The sequence below is a fragment of the Streptomyces sp. NPDC003300 genome (assembly GCF_040610915.1).
Lineage (GTDB): Bacteria > Actinomycetota > Actinomycetes > Streptomycetales > Streptomycetaceae > Actinacidiphila.
In genome coordinates, this window is the sequence record NZ_JBEXNE010000013.1 from 140287 (window position 1) to 158794 (window position 18508).

An 18508-nucleotide genomic window follows, 5' to 3' on the forward strand; every position below is an offset into this window, starting at 1 on the left:
GCCTGTGAGTGCGCGACGACACCACGAGGAGTACGACATGATCGGTCGGAGGGTGCGTCTGCTGGGAGTCGGCCTCGCCATGGCCTTCCTGGCGCAGATTCCGGTCGCCGCGGCGACCCACGCGGCACAACCGGCGTCGGCCGCGGCCGACACTTGCGCGACCAAGGCACGGCCCTCGGGCAAGGTGCTCCAGGGGTACTGGGAGAACTGGGACGGCGCCGCCAACGGCGTGCACCCCGGCCTCGGTTGGATCCCCATCACCGACAGCCGGATCGCCGCCCACGGCTACAACGTGATCAACGCGGCCTTCCCCGTCATCCAGTCCGACGGCACCGTGCTGTGGCAGGACGGCATGGACACCGGCGTCAAGGTCGCCACCCCGGCCGAGATGTGCCAGGCCAAGGCGGCGGGCGCCACGATCCTGATGTCCATCGGCGGTGCCGCGGCCGGCATCGACCTCAGCTCGAGCGCGGTCGCCGACCGCTTCGTCGCCACCGTCGTGCCGATCCTCCAGAAGTACAACTTCGACGGCATCGACATCGACATCGAGACCGGCCTGGTCGGCAGCGGCAACATCAACACCCTCTCCGCCTCGCAGGCCAACCTGGAGCGGATCATCGACGGCGTCCTGTCCCGGATGCCCGCGGGCTTCGGCCTGACGATGGCCCCCGAGACGGCGTACGTCACCGGCGGCAGCATCACCTACGGCTCGATCTGGGGCGCCTACCTGCCGATCGTGAAGAAGTACGCCGACAACGGCAAGCTCTGGTGGCTCAACATGCAGTACTACAACGGCAGCATGTACGGCTGCTCCGGCGACTCCTACCAGGCCGGTACGGTGGCCGGCTTCACCGCGCAGACCACCTGCCTCAACAAGGGGCTCGTCGTCCAGGGCGCCACCATCCGCGTCCCGTACGACAAGCAGGTCCCCGGTCTTCCGGCCCAACCCGGCGCGGGCGGCGGCTACATGACGACCGGTCTGGTCTCGCAGGCGTGGAACAGCTACAGCGGCGCGCTCAAGGGCCTGATGACCTGGTCGCTCAACTGGGACGGCTCGAAGAACTGGACCTTCGGCAACAACGTCAAGGCGCTGCAAGGCCGTTGATCCCGCGGGAATCCGGGGCGCCCGTCCGCGGCGGGCGGGCGTCCCGGTCAACTCCGTGCGAAGAAGCGGAGACTCAGCCCTCGATCAGCACCGGAGCGAGCCTGCGCCACTCCGCCAGCGGCAACGGCCGCGCCGGATCGCCGGTGACCACCTGGACCGCGAGGTGGTCGGCGCCCGCGGCGAGGAATTCCGCCGCCCGCGCCGCAATGACGCTCTCGTCGCCCACGGCGAAGACCGCGTCCACGAGCCGGTCGCTGCCACCGCCCGCCAGGTCCTCCTCGGTGAAGCCCGAACGCAGCAGATTGCTCGTGTAGTTGGGCAGCGCCAGGTACAGCTTCAGATGGTCCCTGGCCTTGGCACGCCCCGACTCCAGATCCGTGTCCAGCACGACCTTGACCTCGGGCGCGAGCAGCGGCTCCGCACCGAGGACCGCGCGCGCCTTCGCGGTGTGCTCGGGGGTGACCAGATACGGGTGCGCGCCGCCCGCACGGTCACGGGACAGCTCCAGCATCTTCGGGCCGAGCGCCGCCAGCACCCGCCGCCCGGCGGGCACCGGCTCCGGCGCCGCGTCCAGCGCCGCCAGGTAGTCGACCATGGCGGAGTACGGCCGCGCGTAGCGCTTGACCAGCGGGCCGTGGCTGACGCCGAGCCCGAGCAGGAACCGGCCCGGATGCGTACGCTCCACCGCCGCCCACTGCGAGGCGACGTCCGCGGCCTCGTCGTTCCAGATGTTGAGGATGCCGGTCGCCACGGTCAGCCGGGTGGTGGCCTTCAGCAGCGGTTCCGCGACGGCGACGCCGGGACTCCCGCCGAGCCAGACGGCGCCGTACCCCAGCGCCTCGACCTCGGCGGCGGCCTCGTCGTACGCGCCGGTGTACGTCACTCCGGCGCCGTTCACCGCCGCCGTCCAGGCGCCGCTCCAGATCCCGATCCTGCCCAGCCGGTCGTGCTGTCCCATGTGAGCCCTTCCTCGATGCGCGCCGCGCGCCCGCCCGGTCGGCCGGGCGCGGTCCGTCACCCATGCAAGCGGAACGGGCGGCCCGTCTGTTCCGCACCCGGTGAGCCGAACGGGTACGAACAGCCGGGCCGCCCGTGTGAGGCGCCCTGGGACGGCGACCCTAAGGGGTCAGCTCCACGATCCGGGTGAAGCTGTTCTGCGCCGCTGTCACCACGACGCGGACCCGCGTGGTGGTGACGGAGCCCGCGAAGGGGATCCAGCGGTACTGGTCGGTGTTGCCGGTGATGTCGGCCTGTGTCACCCACGCCGCGCCGTCCCAGGTCTGGACGGTGAAGGCGGTCGGGACGCCGTCGCTGTGCGAGGCGAAGCCCACGCCGTTCAGCGTGGTCGGGGCGGGCGCGGTGACGGTCAGGGTGTCGGGGTACCGGGAGTCGGTGTCGTCGTTCCAGAAGGTGCTCAGATCACCGTCGACGGCATTGCCCGCGGTGTACGTACGGGTCGCGCCGTCCACGACGTTCGGCGCGTGTTCGCTGGAGGCGGCGGCCGTGGTGCCCTGCGGCCAACTGCCGAGGACCAGCACCTCGAGGGCGGCCTTGGCCGTCGTACCGTCGGACGACCGTACGGTCACAGTGACCGGATACGTACCGCTCCTCGTCCCGCTCGGCGGGGTGACCTTGACGTTCGCCAAGGTCGCGGTGGACGCCGGGGTCAGCGGGACGCGGGCGGGTGTGGACGTCACGGTCCAGCCCGCCGGGACGTCGGCGCCGACCGTGGCCGTGGCGCCGGGCGCGGTCGAGTGGCCCTCGACCACCGCGCCGATCGTCGTACCGCCGTCCCCCTTGACCAGTGCGGGCGCGGGCGCGCCCGCGGAGACCGACACCTGGGTGTACGGGGTCCGCGGCGGGCGGACGGTGAAGGTGTAGTCACCGGACCCGGCGGTCACGGTGAGCGTCGTGCCGTCCGCCGTGCCCACGCTCAGGCCGGGGTCGCTCCGGCCGCGGCGGCCGTCCGCGAAGATCGTCCGGCCGCTCTCGGTCACCGTCGACCGGGCGCCGCCGAGCAGCGGCACCTTGATGGTCGCGGTCGAGCCGACCGGCACCACCGCGTGGTAGGTCAGCGTGGACCCGTCGCGCTGCCAGGCGCTGACGACCGTGCCGCGCGCGGTCCGCTGCCGCGCGGAGACCCGGGTGAGGTCGCCGACCACGCTGGGCGCGAGGGTGAAGGCGCGGTACGCGGCGCCCGCCGGTCCCGTGTCCGGCTGGATGCCGCCGAGCTGCTGGTAGTACCACTGGCCGATCGAACCGGCGAGACCGATGTGGTCCTTGGACGAGGTGCCGTCCGCCGCCGAGGAGTTCGGCCACTTCTCCCAGATCGTGCCGGGGCCGTTGGCCACCATGTAGCCGAAGCTCGGGAAGTCGGTGCGCTCCGCGACGGCCAGCGCCACGTCGTTGCGGCCGGACATGCCGAGCGCCTGGTAAACGAAGGACGTGCCGACGAAGCCGGTCGTCACGTGATTGCCGTGCTTGGCGATGTCCTGGACGAGCCGGTCGACGGTCGCCTTCTGCTGAGCGGCCGGGACCAGACCGAGCACCAGGGGCATGGCGTAGGCCAGTTGGGTGCCGGTGCTCCACACACCGGTGTCGGCGTCGAGGAACCGCTTGGTGAAGCCCGCCCCGATCTGCCGCGCCAGGTCGGTGTAGCGCCTGGCGTCCGCGGTGTCGCCGACGACCGTGGCCATCTTCGCCAGCAGTGTGGCGTCCAGGTAGTAGTAGCCGGTCTGGAAGAAGACGTGCGGGGTGCTGACCGTCGCCACCCAGTCGTCGCCCCAGGAGCCGGGCGCGGCGGTGACGACGTGGTCGCTGTCGCTGATCGTGCCGAGGTAGTCGACCCAGCTCTTCACCTGCGCGTAATTGGCGCGCACCAGGCCCGCGTCGCCGTACTGCGTGTAGGAGTCCCAGATGATCTGCGGGTAGGCCGAGCCCCACGCGGGGTCGGTGAACCAGTCGGTGGCGCCCTGGGTGGGCGCGACCGAGGGCAGGCTGCCGTCGGGGTGGGCGCTGGTGACGACGGTCTGCGCCCACTGGTCGTAGAACGCCCGCATGTCGAAGTTGCTCATCGCCTCGACGTCGGTGTCGCCCGCGTCGCCGAGCCAGCCGTGCTTCTCTCGCGTCGGGCAGTCCAGCGGAATCGACTGGAGGTTGTTCAACTGGGTCTGCACGAGGGCGGTCTGAATGCTGTTCAGCACCTTGTTCGACGTGTCGAACTGTCCGGTCGTGGCGACGTCGGAGTGCACTTCTTGCGCGGTGACGGTGACGGCGGTGCCCGCGGGCACGCCGGTGAGCTGGGCGTACCGGAAGCCGGAGTAGTTGAAGTGCGGGGCGTAGGTCTCGGCGCCCTTGCCCGCGAAGGTGTAATGCTCGGTCTGCCGGACCGGATCGCCGTCGCCGAAGCTGATGTTGGACGTGGTGACCTGGCCGTCCGAGGCGAGGATCTCGCCCTTCTTGATGTCAACGGCGGTGCCGGACGGGGCGCTTGCCCTGACCGTCACCCAGCCGACGATGTTCTGCCCGAAGTCGTACACCTGCGACCCGGCCACCGGGTGCGTGACGGCGACCGGCTTGAGGGTTTCGACGATACGTGTCGGAGGCGTCGTGTCGGCCTGGAGCCGGGTCAGTGCGCTGAACACGGTGGCCGGGTGGGCGCCGTACACGCCGAGTTCGGCGAGCCGGAGATTGCACCCGGAGCCGTTGCAGTACAGCTTGGTGGCCGTGACGCGCACATAACGGGCCGTCACCTCGGCCGGTATCGAAACCGACGCCGTACCGGGGTTGGGCTGGTCGGCGCCGGTACGGTCCACGAGGGTCGTCGCGGTGGCGAAGGTCGGGTCGTCACCGGCCTCGACGCGGTAGCGGACCGGGAATCCGGCGCCGGGCAGGTCGCCCGCCGGGTCGTTGGTCGGCCGGGCGGGGAAGAGTCTGACGCCCGAGAGCGGCTGCGCGGAACCGAGGTCGACCTGCACCCACTTGGCGTCGTCCGCGGTCGTCGCCACGGCCGAGTGGTAGCCCTGGGAGGCGTCCGTCGAGCCGTCGACGCCGTCGGTGAGGGCGGCGGGCGACCAGCCGCAGCAGGAGGTCGTGTCCCGCGAGGTCACCGGCCTGCCCTGCGCGAGGCTCTGCGGGTGCGTCGCGGCGGCGACCGCCACGACGGCCTTCCACGCGCTGTCGTCGAAGCCCGCGGTGTCCCAGCCGGTCACGGCCCGACGGGCGTCGTACGTCTCGCCGAGGTAGAAGTCGTCGCCGGTCACCGGCCCCGCGGTGGTGCGCCAGGCCGGTCCGGTGCCGAAGGCCGCCGAGGTGCCGTCGGTGTAGGTGACGTTGAGCTGCGCGACGAAGGTCGGCTGCCCGGAGAACTGTCCCTTGCCCGCCATGAAGGCCAACGCGTTGTGTCCGCGCACCAGTTGCCGGGTGACGTCGAAGTCGCGGTAGAGCACGCGCTTGGTGTAGTCGGTCACCGTCGAGTTGAGCACCTGGTCGGGTTCGGCCACGGCGCCGTTGACGTGCGGTTCCACGATGCCCTGCGCGCCGAAGTACAGCCGGGCGCGGGCGACGGACTTGGGGAGGTCGACGCCGCCGCGCACCAGCGCGCCGTCGGCGACCCGCAGCCAGGACGCGGACCAGTCGGACGCGGAGAACAGCGCGGTGTCGAAGTGCGCGGGGGCCGACCAGGGGGAGCGGTCGCCCGCCCGGTCCCAGGTGCGCACCGACCAGGTGTAGGTGGTGTTGCTCGCCAGCGCGGGACCACCATAAGAACGATTCACCGAGTCGGCCGAACGGACGCGGCCCGAATCCCACACCTGATGCGCGTGGCCGCCCTTCCCGACGGCCGCCGCCTCGACCACGACCTGATACGCCGTCTGCGCCTCGGCACGCCGCGAGTCGTTCACCACCCACGACAACGTGGGGCGCTGACCGCCGACGACCGCGTCCGAGGACTCCCCGTCCACCTGCAAGGACGTCGGCGCGAGTGCGCCGAGGTGCCCGGACGACGCCTGGGCGGGCGTCACCGAGCCGACGGCGGGAAGCAGGGCCGCGACGGCCGCGGTCACCGCGAGGAGCGCCGAGCGGCGCCGGGGGGCGACGCGAGCGGCGGTCGTCCGGACCGGCCGCTTCACGGTGTTCTCCTGGCATGCGATCGAAACGTTTCAAGATGCATGGATAGATTCATACGGCGTGTGGCGGTGCCACGACAAGGTGTGCGACAGCGATTTCTGGGCCGGCCGAACCGGCGGTGACGCGACCCTTGACCCCCGGCGGTGCGGCCCTGCAAGAATCCGTGTGCGATTGGTTGATTCTGTTCAATGCCGGTTGTTCGCCCGTGAGTTGCCGACGCTCGGTCGAGGGCGCCGGAATGCGCGTACCTCAATGAGGAGGGATCCACCATGCCGGTCGATCGCAGGTCGTTCCTGATCGCGGGGGTGGCGGGGGCCGTCGCCGTACCCTCGCTCCCCGGTCTCACCGCAGTCGCGAGCGCCCGTTCCGGATCAACAGGAACCACCATTCCGCGGACGGTCGACCTCGCCGACGGGTGGCGTTTCGCCCTCGTCAACCCGGGCGGCATCACCGACCCGACCGGCGCCTACGCCGACGCCGCACAGCCCGGCTACGACGACTACCGCTGGCGCACCGTCCGCGTCCCGCACGACTGGAGCATCGAGCAGACCCCGACCACCGCCAACGGCACCTCGGGCGGCACCGGCTATCTGCCCGGCGGACTCGGCTGGTACCGCAAGGCGTTCACCCTGCCGCCCTCGGTCGCGGGACGCCGTGTCTCGGTCGAGTTCGACGGCGTCTACATGGACAGCAACGTCTACTGCAACGGCACACTCGTCGGCAACCACCCCTACGGCTACACGGGGTTCGCCCTCGACCTCACCGACCTGCTGCACACCGACGGCCGCACCCCCAACGTCATCGCCGTCGAGGTCCGCAACCAACTCCCCAGCAGCCGCTGGTACTCCGGCAGCGGCATCTACCGCAACGCCCGCCTGGTCGTCACCGACCCCGTGCATGTCGCGCGCTGGGGCACCCATGTGACGACGCCGGGACTCGCCGACACCCTCGCCGCCTCGCACGGCAAGGGCTACGCCACCGTCCGCGCGCAGGTCTCGGTCGTCAACGAGTCGGGCGCGGCGGCCTCCGCCACCGTCGTCAACACCGTCCTCGACCGGCGTGGCCGCCAGGTGGCGAAGGCCAGTTCACCGCTGACGCTGCCCGGCGCGGGCGGAGCGCGGGACGTCACCGCCGAACTGCGCGTGGACCGCCCCGACCTCTGGTCGTTCGACACCCCGGAACACCGGTACTCCCTGCTGACCGAAGTCCGCGTCAACGGACGGACGGTGGACACGTACACCACCGGCTTCGGCATCCGCCACGTCACGATCGACCCCGACCGCGGGCTGTTCGTCAACGGGCGGTACGCCAAGCTCAAGGGCGTCGACCTGCACCACGACCAGGGCGCGCTCGGCGCCGCCGTCCACATCGACGCGGTGCGCCGCCAGATGACGATCATGCGGTCGATGGGCGTCAACGCCTTCAGGACCTCGCACAATCCGCCGTCGCCGGAGATCGTCCAGGTCTGCGAGGAACTGGGCATCGTCATGATGGTCGAGGCGTTCGACTGCTGGCGCAGCGGCAAGAACACCTACGACTACGGCCGGTTCTTCGACGCCCACAGCGCCGCCGACATCACCGAGATGGTCGACGCGGCCCGCAACTCGCCCGCCGTCATCCTGTGGTCGATCGGCAACGAGATCCCCGACTCCACCAGCACCGCGGGCCTCGGCATGGCCGACGGGCTGATCACCGCGGTCCGCGCGCGCGACACCAGCCGTCCGGTCGTCATCGGCTCCGACAAATACCGCGGCCTGCCCGCGGTCGGCTCCGCCGCCGACCTCATGCTCGCCAAACTCGACGGCCTCGGCCTCAACTACAACACCGCGGCCTCCGTGGACGCCCTGCACGCCCGCTACCCGCACCTGTTCCTCTTCGAGTCCGAGTCGTCGTCCGAGACCTCGACCCGCGGCGCCTACCAGGAGCCGGAACACCTCAACACCGGCGAGAACCACACCCCGGGCAAGCGCGCCACCTCCAGTTACGACAACAACCTCGCGTCCTGGACGATGAGCGGCGAGTACGGCCTGAAGAAGGACCGCGACCGCGCCTTCTTCGCCGGCGAATTCCTCTGGTCGGGCACCGACTACATCGGCGAACCCACGCCCTACGGCGTCTTCCCGGTGAAGGCGTCCTTCTTCGGCGCCGTCGACACCGCGGGCTTCCCCAAGGACATGTACCACCTCTTCCGCAGCCAGTGGACGAGCGAGCCGATGGTCCACCTGGTGCCCATGGACTGGACCGACCACGCGCCGGGCGAGACCGTCGAGGTCTGGGCGTACGCCAACGCGGACACCGTCGAGCTGTATCTCAACGGCCGCTCGCTCGGGGTGCGGCGCTTCGACACCAAGAAGACCGTCGACGGGCGGACGTATCTGGAGACCACCGAGGCGACCGGCGACGACAAGACGGTCACCGGCGGCCCGTACCCCGGCAGCTACACCAGCCCCAACGGCAGCGCGGGCAGACTCCACCTGACCTGGAAAGTCCCCTTCGCACCCGGTGAGTTGAAGGCCGTCGCCCGGAAGAACGGCAGGACGGTCGCGACCGACGTGCTGCGCACCGCGGGCGAGCCGCGCGGCCTGCGCCTGACGCCGGACCGCGACTCCCTGACCGCCGACGGCGATCGCCTGGCCTTCGTCACCGCCGAGGTGATCGACGCGCACGGCACCGTCGTCCCCGGCGCCGGCCACCTGATCACTTTCAAGACCACCGGCGGCTCCCTGGCCGGAGTCGACAACGGACAGCAGGAGAGCGCCGAGCGCTACCAGGCCACCACCAGAACCGCCTTCCACGGCAAGGCACTCGCCATCGTCCGCTCGGGCACCGAGGCGGGCCGCCTCACCCTGACCGCGAGCGCGCCGGGGCTGCACTCCGCGACCACCTCGATACGGACCGGCCGCGCGTCGGGACCCGTCGCCACCACACCCCCGGTCCGCTTCTCACCCGACCCGGGCCCAGGGCCCGTCAGCTACCCGCTGGCGGACGCCAGTTACTCCGGCGCGGGCAACGCGCTGCCCGCGGCGATGCTCGACGGCAACCCCGCGACCGGCTGGTCCAACGCCTTCAACAAGAGCGCCACCGCCCTGCTGCCCGCCTTCCGCGGCGCCCGCCCCGCCGACTGGGTCTCGGTCGCCTGGGCCGCGCCGCAGCGGATCGACACCCTCTCGGTCACCTTCACCGTCGACGCCACCCACTCGCTGCCCGGCGCCGTCACGCTCTCCTACTGGGACGGCGACCGCTACGTGCCCGTCACGAACCCGGCGATCACCTGGGCGACGGCGAGCGGCGCGCCGACCGTCATCACCTTCCCCGCCGTCCGCACCCCGCGGCTGCGCCTCGACCTGACCAGCGCCGCCCCCGGCACACCCGACGGCGCCCAGCGCATCACCGACTTCACCGTCAGCGGGAGCTGACCGCGCCGCCGTCACCGTTCGGTCGTGGTCCGTACCCAGGCGCCCCCGCCTCCGGGCGCGGTCGGGGCGCCGGGCCCGGGGCAGACCGGGCAGACCGGGCAGACCGGGAAGGCCGATCCCGCCGCGGTCGCCCGGATTCTGGCCGCCCAGCCGGGCACCCGCTCCTACCTCGACACCGCGCTCGGCCTCGCCGTGTTCGAAGCGCTCGGCATGGCGCCGCGGCAGACCGTCGCCATGGTGCTCACCTCGGCGGGCGCGGTCGGCGCGGTCGCGGGACTAGCGGGTGTGCCGCTCGGTATCGCCCTGCACGGCCATGTGCCGCCGATCATGGGCGAAGCGGCCGGTACGGGTATCCCGCACGCCGACCTCGCGGTCTACCACGCCCCGCAGATCGCCCTGCTCGCGGTGGCGGGCCTGGCCATCGCCGCGGGCGGGGCGCTGCTCCCGGCGAGCTGGGCGGCCAGGACGCGGACGGCGGTGGCGCTGCGGACCGAATGACGGGGTGACCGAACGACGTGGTGACCGGGTGACCAGGTGACGGGGTGACCGGGGCGGGACGGGGGCGCCGGTCGTTACGAGGCGTCCTCGTCCTCTTCCTCGTGCGGGCCCTCCGGCGGCGCGAGGAACGGGTCGTTGACCGGCGCCGGGTTGGGCACGGTGGCCGGGCGCGGGGCGGTCTGCTCCGGATTGGAGAAGAGCGAAGGCGAAGAGTCCATGAAGATCCCCCAGTGAGTGGTGATGACGGCGGTCGCCGCTGCCTCGGTCCGCCCGCGGCGGTCGTCGCCGTCATTGGTGACGGCTCCGCCCTGGTGCGTGGGAAAACGGCAGGTCGTCCTGGGACGACGGTACGCGCCGCCTATGACGGTACGCCCTGCGGGCCGCAGGACCGAACGTGGCGTTGGCCCTGGCGGGTCGGCGGGGTCCGGAGCGGGGTCGAAGCGGGCCCGGCGCCGGCCCCGGTGCGGCCCGGCTCGGGCCTGTCGCGGCGCTGCGGCGGTCCCGTCGCGGCCCGGTCGCGGCCCGGTCCCGGTCCCGCGCGGTCAGTCGTGCGGGCGTCCGGGAGAGGGCGGGCCGGGGCCGGCGGCTTCGGGCGCGCCGCGCACCAGGGCGCGGCTCGTGGCCACCGCGAGGTCCGCGGTGCCGTCGACCCCCTCCCGCGGGCTCACGCGGCTGAAGAGGCCGCCGGGGTGCAGCGTCGCGTAGCCGTGGGCGGCCGTCACGTGCTGCTCCAGGAGCGTCAGCGCGGCGGCGGGACCCTGACCGAGGGCGTCCTGGGCCAGTTCGAAGAGCAGATCCACCAGTCGGCGGCCCGCGTCGGCGAGGTCCCGGTCCTGGAGCGCCACCAGGGGCCTGGCGAAGATCACGTCGAAACCGGCGCCGCGCGCGCCGACGTAGCGGACGTACGCCCCCGCGGTCGCCGCGAAGCGCTCGGCCGGGTCCTGGCCCGCGCCGTCGGCCGCCTGCCGGAACCGCTCGGCCAGTTCCTCGGCGGCGCGGGTCGCGACCGCGGCCAGGAGGTGGTCGCGGTCGGCGAAGTGCCGGTAGGGCGCTGCCGTGCTCACCCCGAGCCTGCGGGCGACCCGCGCGACCGAGAAGGCCGCGGGCCCCGCCTCCGCCAGCAGATCGAAGCTCGCCTCGATCAGCGCGGGGCGCAGCTCGCCGTGGTGGTAGCGGCCCCGCTGGGGGCCGCCCTGCGCGTTCCCCGACACGGGCCGCCTCCTCGCGCGTTGGACGTGATAGCCCTCTTACCGTACCGTAGTGATAGCCCTCTTACATTCCTCGTGCGCGGAACTCCCCCCGCACACTCGGACCCCTCAATCCCGCAGGGACGGAAAAGTCATGACCGAAATCAAGGACAAGGTCGTCGCGATCACAGGAGCCAGCAGCGGAATCGGCGAGGCGACCGCGCTGCTGCTCGCCGAACGCGGCGCGAAAGTGGTGCTCGGCGCCCGTGGGACGGACCGGCTCGCCGCGGTCGCCGCACGGATCGGGAAAGCGGGCGGCGAGGTCGCCCACCTGCGCACCGACGTGCGCAGCCGCGCCGACGTCGCCGGGCTCGTGGGCCTGGCGACCGAGCGCTACGGGCGGCTCGACGTGCTGGTCAGCAACGCGGGGGCGATGCCGATCTCCCCGCTCGACGAACTGCGCGTCGAAGACTGGGAGGAGATGGTCGACGTCAATCTCAAAGGCGTGCTGTACGGCATCGCCGCCGCGCTTCCGGTATTCCGCGCGCAGGGCTTCGGCCATTTCGTGAACACCGCGTCCACGGCGGCCCACCGAATTGTGCCCAGCCAGTCGGTCTATTCCGGTACGAAAATGGCCGTGCGCGCCGTCTCCGAGGGCCTGCGGCAGGAAGCGGGGGGCAAGCTGCGGGTGACGATCGTCTCGCCGGGTATGACGATGACCGAATTCGCGGGCGGCATGCGGCGCCCCGAAGCGCGCGTCAAGCTGGCCGAGATGGTGGAAGGGATCGCGATGCCGCCGGACGCCGTCGCCCGCGCCATCGCCTTCGCGATCGAGCAGCCCGCCGACATCGACGTCGGCGAGATCGTCGTCCGCCCGACCGCGCAGAGCTGACGGCGCGGGACCGGGTCGGCCGGTCCCGCGCCGCCGGTACGCCAACGCCGCACCTCGGACGGTCAGCGGTCAGGGGTCCGGGGTCAGCGGTCAGGAGGCAGGAGGCGGCGGGTCTCAGGCGGTCGTGGTCGTCATCTGGCCGGTGCCGCTGTCCTGGAGCCACTGCGACCAGGACAGGTTGAAGTCGGCGTAGCCGTTGTTACCCGGGGCCTTGCCGCGCGGGGAGCCGGTGATGGTGACCGGGTCGCCCTGCTTGACGTAGTTGTAGAACCACTTGGCGTCGGTGAGCGACAGGTGGACGCAGCCGTGCGAACCGAAGCTGTGCCCCGGCTGCGGGTCCCCGGTCGAGTAGTGGATGTACGTGCCCGAATTCGTCAGGTGCACGTCCCACGGCAGGGTCAGGTCGTAGTAGTCCGGATTGCTCTTGTCGCAGGTTATGTGGACGCTGCAGGACGTCATGTGGACCTTCTCCGCCTTGTCGATGACGGCCATCGTCCCGTCCCAGGACGGCCACGTGGGGCTGCCCGCGTCGATCGGCAGGGTCTTCACGACCTGTCCGTTGTGCGTGACCTTCATCGTGTGACCCGGCACCGACACGGTCGCCTCGTTGTCGTCGCCGACGGTGAACGCGTGGTGGTAGCCGTGCACCCCGTACCGCCCGTTGCCGTTGGGCACATCGGTCAGATTCGCGTCGACCGTGACCTTCGTGCCCGGCTTCCAGTACGACTGGGGCCGGAAGTCGACCCGGGTGGTGCTGAACCAGTGCCAGGCGCCGGTGGTCGGCACGGACGTGGTGATCTTGAGGTGCTTCTCTATGTTCGCGCGGGCCGAGGCCGCCACCGGGTTGGTGAAGAGCACCGAGACCGGCATCGCGACGCCGACCGTGGTCCCGGTCTGCGGGGTGATCGTGTCGAGCAGCATCGGCGGCCCCTTCGGGGTCGGCTTCGTCGGCGAGGGCGTGGCGCTCGGCTTCGCCGACGCCGACGCCTTCCCGTCGGCAGCGGACGAGGCGGCGTCGTGCCCGCTCCCGCCGCACGCGCTCGTGCCCGCGAGCACCGCTCCGGCCACCAGCGCGATACCCAAGCTGCCCCTGAACCGACTCATGCCCGTGCTCCACTCGTATCACTGCGTCACTTACGTCCGGTACGTACGGTCGTGTCCCGGCGCGTCCGCTACGCCTGATCACCACGGTACGTCTACTACAGACCCCTACCCGATCACGGCGGTTGCAGGGCTCACGTAAAGCGACGGCCAAGCCTGCCGGATCGCCGCGTGGCGTCTGTCACACAGGGTGATGCGGTGTCACCGGGCGTGTGCCCGGCGCCCGGACGCGCGGAATCGGCGCCCGGAGACGCGGAATCCGCGCCGAGACGCGGAATCAGCGGCCGGACACGCGGAATCCGTACGCGGACCCGCGGACGCGGTGTCCGATCAGCCGGGACTCAGTGCTTGATCAGGCAGAAGGGGTGCCCCGCGGGGTCCGCGTAGACGCGCCAGCTCCGGGTCCCGGCGCCGTCGTCGAGCAGGATCGCACCCCTGGCCAGCACCTTCTCCTCGGCCTCGGCGAGATCGGGCACGCCGAAGTCGAGGTGGAACTGCTGCGGGGAGGCGGGCTCCGGCCAGCGCGGCCTGCGGTATTCGGTGACCCGCTGGAAGGCCAGCACCAGCCCGGCCGCGGTGTGCAGTGTCGCCCAGCCGTCGCTCAACGACCAGCGCGGATCGGGCCGGTCGACCGTACCGCCGAGCAACGACTTGTAGAACCTGGCGAGTTCCGCCGGATCGGAACAGTCGAGCACCACGCACTGCAATTCGGCAATCATGAACAGAGCGTAGGGGGCACGGCGGCTCCGGCGCGCGACGGCGGGGCCGAAACCGGCGGTACGGCCCCCGCACGACGGAATCTTGCGAACGGAACCTGTCTCACGCCGTCACACCTGGCGATAATGCGGGGCATGGGGTCAGTGATCACCGTGGTGTCGGTCGCGCTGGTGGTCGCGGGCGCCGCGGCGGCCCTGTTCTGGCTGGTTCGCGGGCGCAGGGGATTCGGTACGCCCGCCGACCGGGCCGCCTTCGCCACCCTGCACTCGGCGTCACTGGCCGCGCCCCCGCTGCGCAACGGCCTCGACCCCGAGTCGGCCCGCAGCGCCGCCCGCCATCTGCGAGCACTGCTCGGCACACCCGCGCTGGCCGTCATCGGCGACGGCGAACTGCTGGCCTGGGAAGGTCCGGGCCGCCGACACGCGGCGCAGGCCGTGGAACACGCGCGGGAGGCGATGGACGCCGGGCGGCCGTGGGTGGTCCCGGCCGAGGAGATCCACTGCGGCGACGACCGGTGCCCGATCCGCAGCGCCGTCGTCGTACCGCTGGTGGTGGACGGCCTGGTCGTCGGCGCCCTGTCGGTGTACGCGCGCCAGGTGTCGGCGGGCCTGGTCAGAGCCGCGGGCGAGGTCGCGCACTGGGTCATCTCGCAGTTGGAACTCGCCGAGCTGGACCGCTCGCGCACCCGGATGATCGAAGCCGAACTGCGCGCGCTGCGGGCGCAGATCTCCCCGCACTTCGTCTACAACTCGCTGACCGCCATAGCCTCCTTCGTCCGCACCGACCCCGACCAGGCCCGTGAACTGCTCCTCGAATTCGCCGAGCTGACGCGCTACAGCCTGCGCAGGCACGGCCAGTTCTCCACCCTCGCCGAGGAGTTGCGGTCCGTCGACCGCTATCTGCGCCTGGAACGCGCCCGGTTCGGCTCCCGGCTCCGCGTCGATCTGCTCATCGCGCCCGAAGTGCTGCCGGTGGCCGTACCGTTCCTCTGCCTCCAGCCGATCGTTGAGAACGCCGTACGCCACGGACTCGGACCCAAGTCGACGCCGGGGCGCATCACCATCAGGGCCGAGGACGCGGGCGCGGAGTGCCGCATCAGTGTGGAGGACGACGGCGTGGGCATGGACCCCGAGGAGGTCAGGATGCGGCTCGCCGGGGAGGACGACGGCGACTCGCTCGGCCTGGGCAATGTCGACGAGCGGCTGCGTACGGTCTTCGGCGACGAGTACGGCCTGGTGGTGGAGACCGCCCCCGGCGCCGGGACGAAGGTCAACGTCCGGGTGCCCAAGTACCGGAACGGAGTACGCGCATCGTGAAACCGTTGCAGGTCCTGGCCGTCGACGACGAACCGCCCGCCCTGGAGGACCTGACGTATCTGCTGCGCGGCGACCGGCGGGTCGGCCGGGTGCTCAGCGCGGGCAGCAGCGACGAGGCCCTGCGGCTGCTGGAGGACGAGTCGGTCGAGGCCGTCTTCCTCGACATCCGGATGCCGGGCCTCGACGGCCTCGACCTGGTCCGCGTCCTCGGCCGCTTCGCCCGGCCGCCCGCGGTCGTCTTCGTCACCGCCTACGAGGACTTCGCCGTCGACGCCTTCGCCCTCAAGGCCTGCGACTACCTGCTCAAACCGGTCGGCAGGGAACGGCTGGCCGAGGCGGTCCGCCGCGTCGCCGCCGTCATCGAGGGCAACACACCGGGAGCCGCCCCGGCGGGCCGTTCCGACGAGCGCATCCCGGTCGACCTCGGCGGAGTCACCCGCTTCATCCGCCGCGAGGACGTCGCGTACGTCGAGGCGCAGGGGGACTACGTACGCCTGCACGCGGGCGGCCACGCGCCACTGGTCCGGATAGCGCTCGCCGTCCTGGAGGAGCGCTGGGCGCAGCACGGCTTCGTCCGCATCCACCGCGGGTACCTGGTCTCGCTCCGCCACGTCGAGGAGCTGCGCTCGGACGCCGGGCACTGGACGGTACGCGTGGCGGGCGGTGAACTCCCGGTCAGCCGACGCCACTCCAGGGAACTGCGGGACCTGCTGATGCAGTGGTCGCCCGCGCCCGGCGAGGGGCCGTCATGAGCGGTACGCAACCGCCACCGCCGCGCCGGGTCGCGGTGACCGCGCCGCGCCGCGACCGTACCGGCGGCTGGTCCGCGCGAGCCGTCGCCGAGGACCTGCACGCACAGCCGCGCCTCGGCCAGGTCTATGTCCGCTCCCTGGTCAGGGACCAACTGCGGCTCTCGCTCGGCGTGCTGGCCGTCCTCGCGGTCGTCATCGGCGGTCTGCCCGCCGCCTTCGCGCTCGCGCCGGGACTGCGCACCGTGGACGTCCTCGGGGTCCGGCTCGCCTGGCTGCTGCTCGGCGTCGTCGCCTACCCGCTGCTGGTGGGCGCGGCCTGGTTCCACGTACGGCACGCGGAGCGCGTCGAGCGGGACTTCACGGATCTGCTCAACGCCCCTGACGCGCCGCCGGGTTCGGCCCCGGCACCCGCGGCCCCGACGCCCGGCGCCCCTGACCCGGCGGCGGGACCCGCGCCCACCGCCTCTGACCCGGCGACGGGCCCCGCGCCCAGCGCCCCCGGCCCGGAGGCCGGATGAATCCGGCGCTCGGCTTCACCGCCCTCGTCGTCGTCCTCGTGGCGACCGTCGTGGTCGGCTTCTACGGCCTGCGACTGTCCCGCGCCACCTCCGACTTCTACGTCGCCTCCCGCGAGATCTCACCGCTGTGGAACGCCTCGGCGATCGGCGGCGAGTATCTGTCGGCCGCCTCCTTCCTGGGCGTCGCGGGCCTGTTGATGGCCTACGGCGTCGACATGCTGGCCTACCCGGTGGGTTACACGGCCGGATATCTGGTGCTGTTGCTGCTGGTCGCGGCGCCCCTGCGCCGCTCGGGCGCGTACACGCTGCCGGACTTCGCCGAGGAACGCCTCGGGTCCACCGCCGTGCGCCGGGTGGCGAGCGTCTTCGTCGCCGTCATCGCCTGGCTCTACCTCGTACCGCAGTTGCAGGGCGCGGGCCTGACCCTCCAGACGGTGACGGGCGCGCCGCGCTGGGTCGGCGCGGTGGTCGTGGCGGTGGCCGTCGTCGGCGTCTCGGCGGCGGGCGGCATGCGCAGCGTCACCCTCGTGCAGGGCTTCCACTTCTGGCTGAAGCTCACCGCCATCGCGGTGCCCGCCGTCTTCCTCGTCCTGGCCTGGCGGTCGGCGGGCACCCCCTCGCTGACCGCGCCCGACGTGCCGCGCTTCCCGCACACCACGGTCGTACGGCTCGACAGCCAGGTCCGCTTCGACGTGGCGACACCCGTGACGGTGACGGTCAGCGGCACCCTCGACGGCACGGCCTACGGCGCCAAGGGGGCCTCGCGCGCGGAGCGACACGGCGTGCCCGTACGGCTGGTGCGCGGCGAGCACACGGCGGAAGGCGGCACCGGCCTGACCTTCCCCGAAGGCGTCCCCGTACCGCACAAGGTCGGCCTCGCACCGGCGACCGGCGCCAGGTGGGCGAGCCCACTGTCCGGCGCGGGCGGCAGATCGCACCCGCTGTACGCCGTCTACTCGATCCTGCTGGCCACCTTCCTCGGCACGATGGGCCTGCCGCACGTCCTCGTCCGCTTCTACACCAACCCCGACGGCCGGGCCGCCCGCCGGACGACGCTGCTCGTCCTGATCCTGCTGAGCGGCTTCTACCTGCTGCCGCCGGTCTACGGGGCGCTCGGCCGGATCTTCGCGCCGCAACTGCTGCTCACCGGGCAGACCGACACCGCGGTACTGGTGCTGCCGCAGATCACACAGGCCGGTGAGGCGGGGCGGCTGCTGGCGGCGCTGGCGACCGCGGGAGCCTTCGCCGCCTTCGTGTCGACCGCGTCGGGACTCACGGTGTCGGTGGCGGGCGTGGTCTCGCAGGACCTGCTGCGCGGCTCGACCCACGGCTTCCGCTGGGCCTCGCTCGCGGCGGCCGTACCGCCGCTGGCGATGACGGTCGCGACCCCCGGCCTGCCGGTGGCCGACGCGATCGGCCTGGCCTTCGCCGTCGCCGCCTCGTCCTTCTGCCCGTTGCTGGTGCTGGGCATCTGGTGGCGCGGACTGACCGACCTGGGCGCGCTGTTCGGCCTGGTGGCCGGGGGCGGACTCGCCGCCGTCGCGGTCGTGCTGACCAGCGTGCGCGGACCCGGCGGCGGCTGGAGCGCCGCGCTGCTCGAAGAGCCCGCGGCCTGGACCGTCCCCGTGGCCTTCGCCGTCATGGTCGTCGGGTCGCTGCTGACCCGCGGCCGGATCTCGCGCGCGGACGTCGACCGGGTGATGCTGCGCATGCACCTGCCCGAAGAGGTCGGCGCGCAGCCGGAACCCGGTCAGCCCGGTCGACTCGGCGTCCCCGCGCCGCGGGAGACGCCCGGCGCGCCGGGACCCGCCGGTGAGCGGTCACCGACCGTTCGCCGTATCTGACCGACCGCTCACCGTATCTGACGGACCGTCCGTCG

Annotated in this window: 14 protein-coding genes; 8 read left to right on the forward strand and 6 right to left on the reverse strand. The window is 72.1% G+C overall.

The window, feature by feature from the left end; translation table 11 throughout:
- The first annotated feature begins 37 nt into the window (after nt 1-37).
- Nucleotides 38-1105, forward strand: coding sequence for a chitinase (locus ABZX65_RS20450; protein WP_355341605.1), 1068 nt, complete (start codon nt 38-40; stop codon nt 1103-1105).
- Between the two features lie 73 nt (nt 1106-1178).
- Here ABZX65_RS20450 and ABZX65_RS20455 read toward each other — a convergent pair whose 3' ends face one another.
- Both ABZX65_RS20455 and ABZX65_RS20460 read right to left on the reverse strand, forming a co-directional pair.
- Nucleotides 1179-2063, reverse strand: coding sequence for an LLM class F420-dependent oxidoreductase (locus ABZX65_RS20455; protein ID WP_355341608.1), 885 nt, complete (start codon nt 2061-2063; stop codon nt 1179-1181).
- A 160-nt stretch (nt 2064-2223) separates the two neighbouring features.
- On the reverse strand, nt 2224-6234 hold the full coding sequence (locus ABZX65_RS20460) for a family 78 glycoside hydrolase catalytic domain (RefSeq protein ID WP_355341611.1): 4011 nt from the start codon (nt 6232-6234) through the stop codon (nt 2224-2226).
- A 267-nt stretch (nt 6235-6501) separates the two neighbouring features.
- Here ABZX65_RS20460 and ABZX65_RS20465 point away from each other — a divergent pair, with 267 nt between their 5' ends.
- The gene (locus tag ABZX65_RS20465; RefSeq protein ID WP_355341614.1) at nt 6502-9648 is read left to right on the forward strand and encodes a glycoside hydrolase family 2 TIM barrel-domain containing protein; all 3147 of its coding nucleotides are present in this window, start codon (nt 6502-6504) and stop codon (nt 9646-9648) included.
- 24 nt (nt 9649-9672) lie between these two features.
- Nucleotides 9673-10146: an FtsX-like permease family protein gene (locus ABZX65_RS20470; RefSeq protein WP_355341617.1), complete on the forward strand. Its 474-nt coding sequence runs from the start codon at nt 9673-9675 to the stop codon at nt 10144-10146.
- A gap of 74 nt (nt 10147-10220) precedes the next feature.
- Here the strand turns inward: ABZX65_RS20470 and ABZX65_RS20475 are convergent, their stop codons facing one another.
- A complete protein-coding gene (locus ABZX65_RS20475; RefSeq protein ID WP_355341620.1) occupies nt 10221-10364 on the reverse strand; it encodes a hypothetical protein in 144 nt (47 codons plus the stop codon).
- Nucleotides 10365-10688: 324 nt separating this feature from the next.
- Nucleotides 10689-11357 (reverse strand): TetR/AcrR family transcriptional regulator, encoded by a 669-nt coding sequence (locus tag ABZX65_RS20480; protein ID WP_355341623.1) that lies wholly within the window; start codon nt 11355-11357, stop codon nt 10689-10691.
- A gap of 130 nt (nt 11358-11487) precedes the next feature.
- Between ABZX65_RS20480 and ABZX65_RS20485 the strand changes: the two genes are divergently transcribed.
- Entirely contained in the window at nt 11488-12225 is a 738-nt protein-coding gene (locus ABZX65_RS20485) for an SDR family oxidoreductase (protein ID WP_355341626.1), read from the forward strand.
- A 114-nt stretch (nt 12226-12339) separates the two neighbouring features.
- On the opposite strand, the gene ABZX65_RS20490 is transcribed toward ABZX65_RS20485, so the two are convergent.
- A complete protein-coding gene (locus ABZX65_RS20490) occupies nt 12340-13329 on the reverse strand; it encodes a L,D-transpeptidase (RefSeq protein WP_355341629.1) in 990 nt (329 codons plus the stop codon).
- 338 nt (nt 13330-13667) lie between these two features.
- Nucleotides 13668-14045, reverse strand: a complete 378-nt coding sequence (locus tag ABZX65_RS20495; protein ID WP_188284292.1) for a VOC family protein — start codon at nt 14043-14045, stop codon at nt 13668-13670.
- Between the two features lie 123 nt (nt 14046-14168).
- Between ABZX65_RS20495 and ABZX65_RS20500 the strand changes: the two genes are divergently transcribed.
- Genes ABZX65_RS20500 through ABZX65_RS20515 form a run of 4 tightly spaced genes read left to right on the forward strand, consistent with a single transcriptional unit; the run spans nt 14169 to nt 18473 of the window.
- The gene (locus ABZX65_RS20500) at nt 14169-15359 is read left to right on the forward strand and encodes a histidine kinase (protein ID WP_223187657.1); all 1191 of its coding nucleotides are present in this window, start codon (nt 14169-14171) and stop codon (nt 15357-15359) included.
- Nucleotides 15356-16111: a LytTR family DNA-binding domain-containing protein gene (locus ABZX65_RS20505; protein ID WP_355341632.1), complete on the forward strand. Its 756-nt coding sequence runs from the start codon at nt 15356-15358 to the stop codon at nt 16109-16111. Before ABZX65_RS20500 ends, ABZX65_RS20505 begins: the two co-directional genes overlap by 4 nt.
- On the forward strand, nt 16108-16629 hold the full coding sequence (locus ABZX65_RS20510) for a hypothetical protein (protein ID WP_355341635.1): 522 nt from the start codon (nt 16108-16110) through the stop codon (nt 16627-16629). Before ABZX65_RS20505 ends, ABZX65_RS20510 begins: the two co-directional genes overlap by 4 nt.
- Nucleotides 16626-18473, forward strand: a complete 1848-nt coding sequence (locus ABZX65_RS20515) for a cation acetate symporter (protein ID WP_355341638.1) — start codon at nt 16626-16628, stop codon at nt 18471-18473. Before ABZX65_RS20510 ends, ABZX65_RS20515 begins: the two co-directional genes overlap by 4 nt.
- Nucleotides 18474-18508 lie beyond the last annotated feature (35 nt).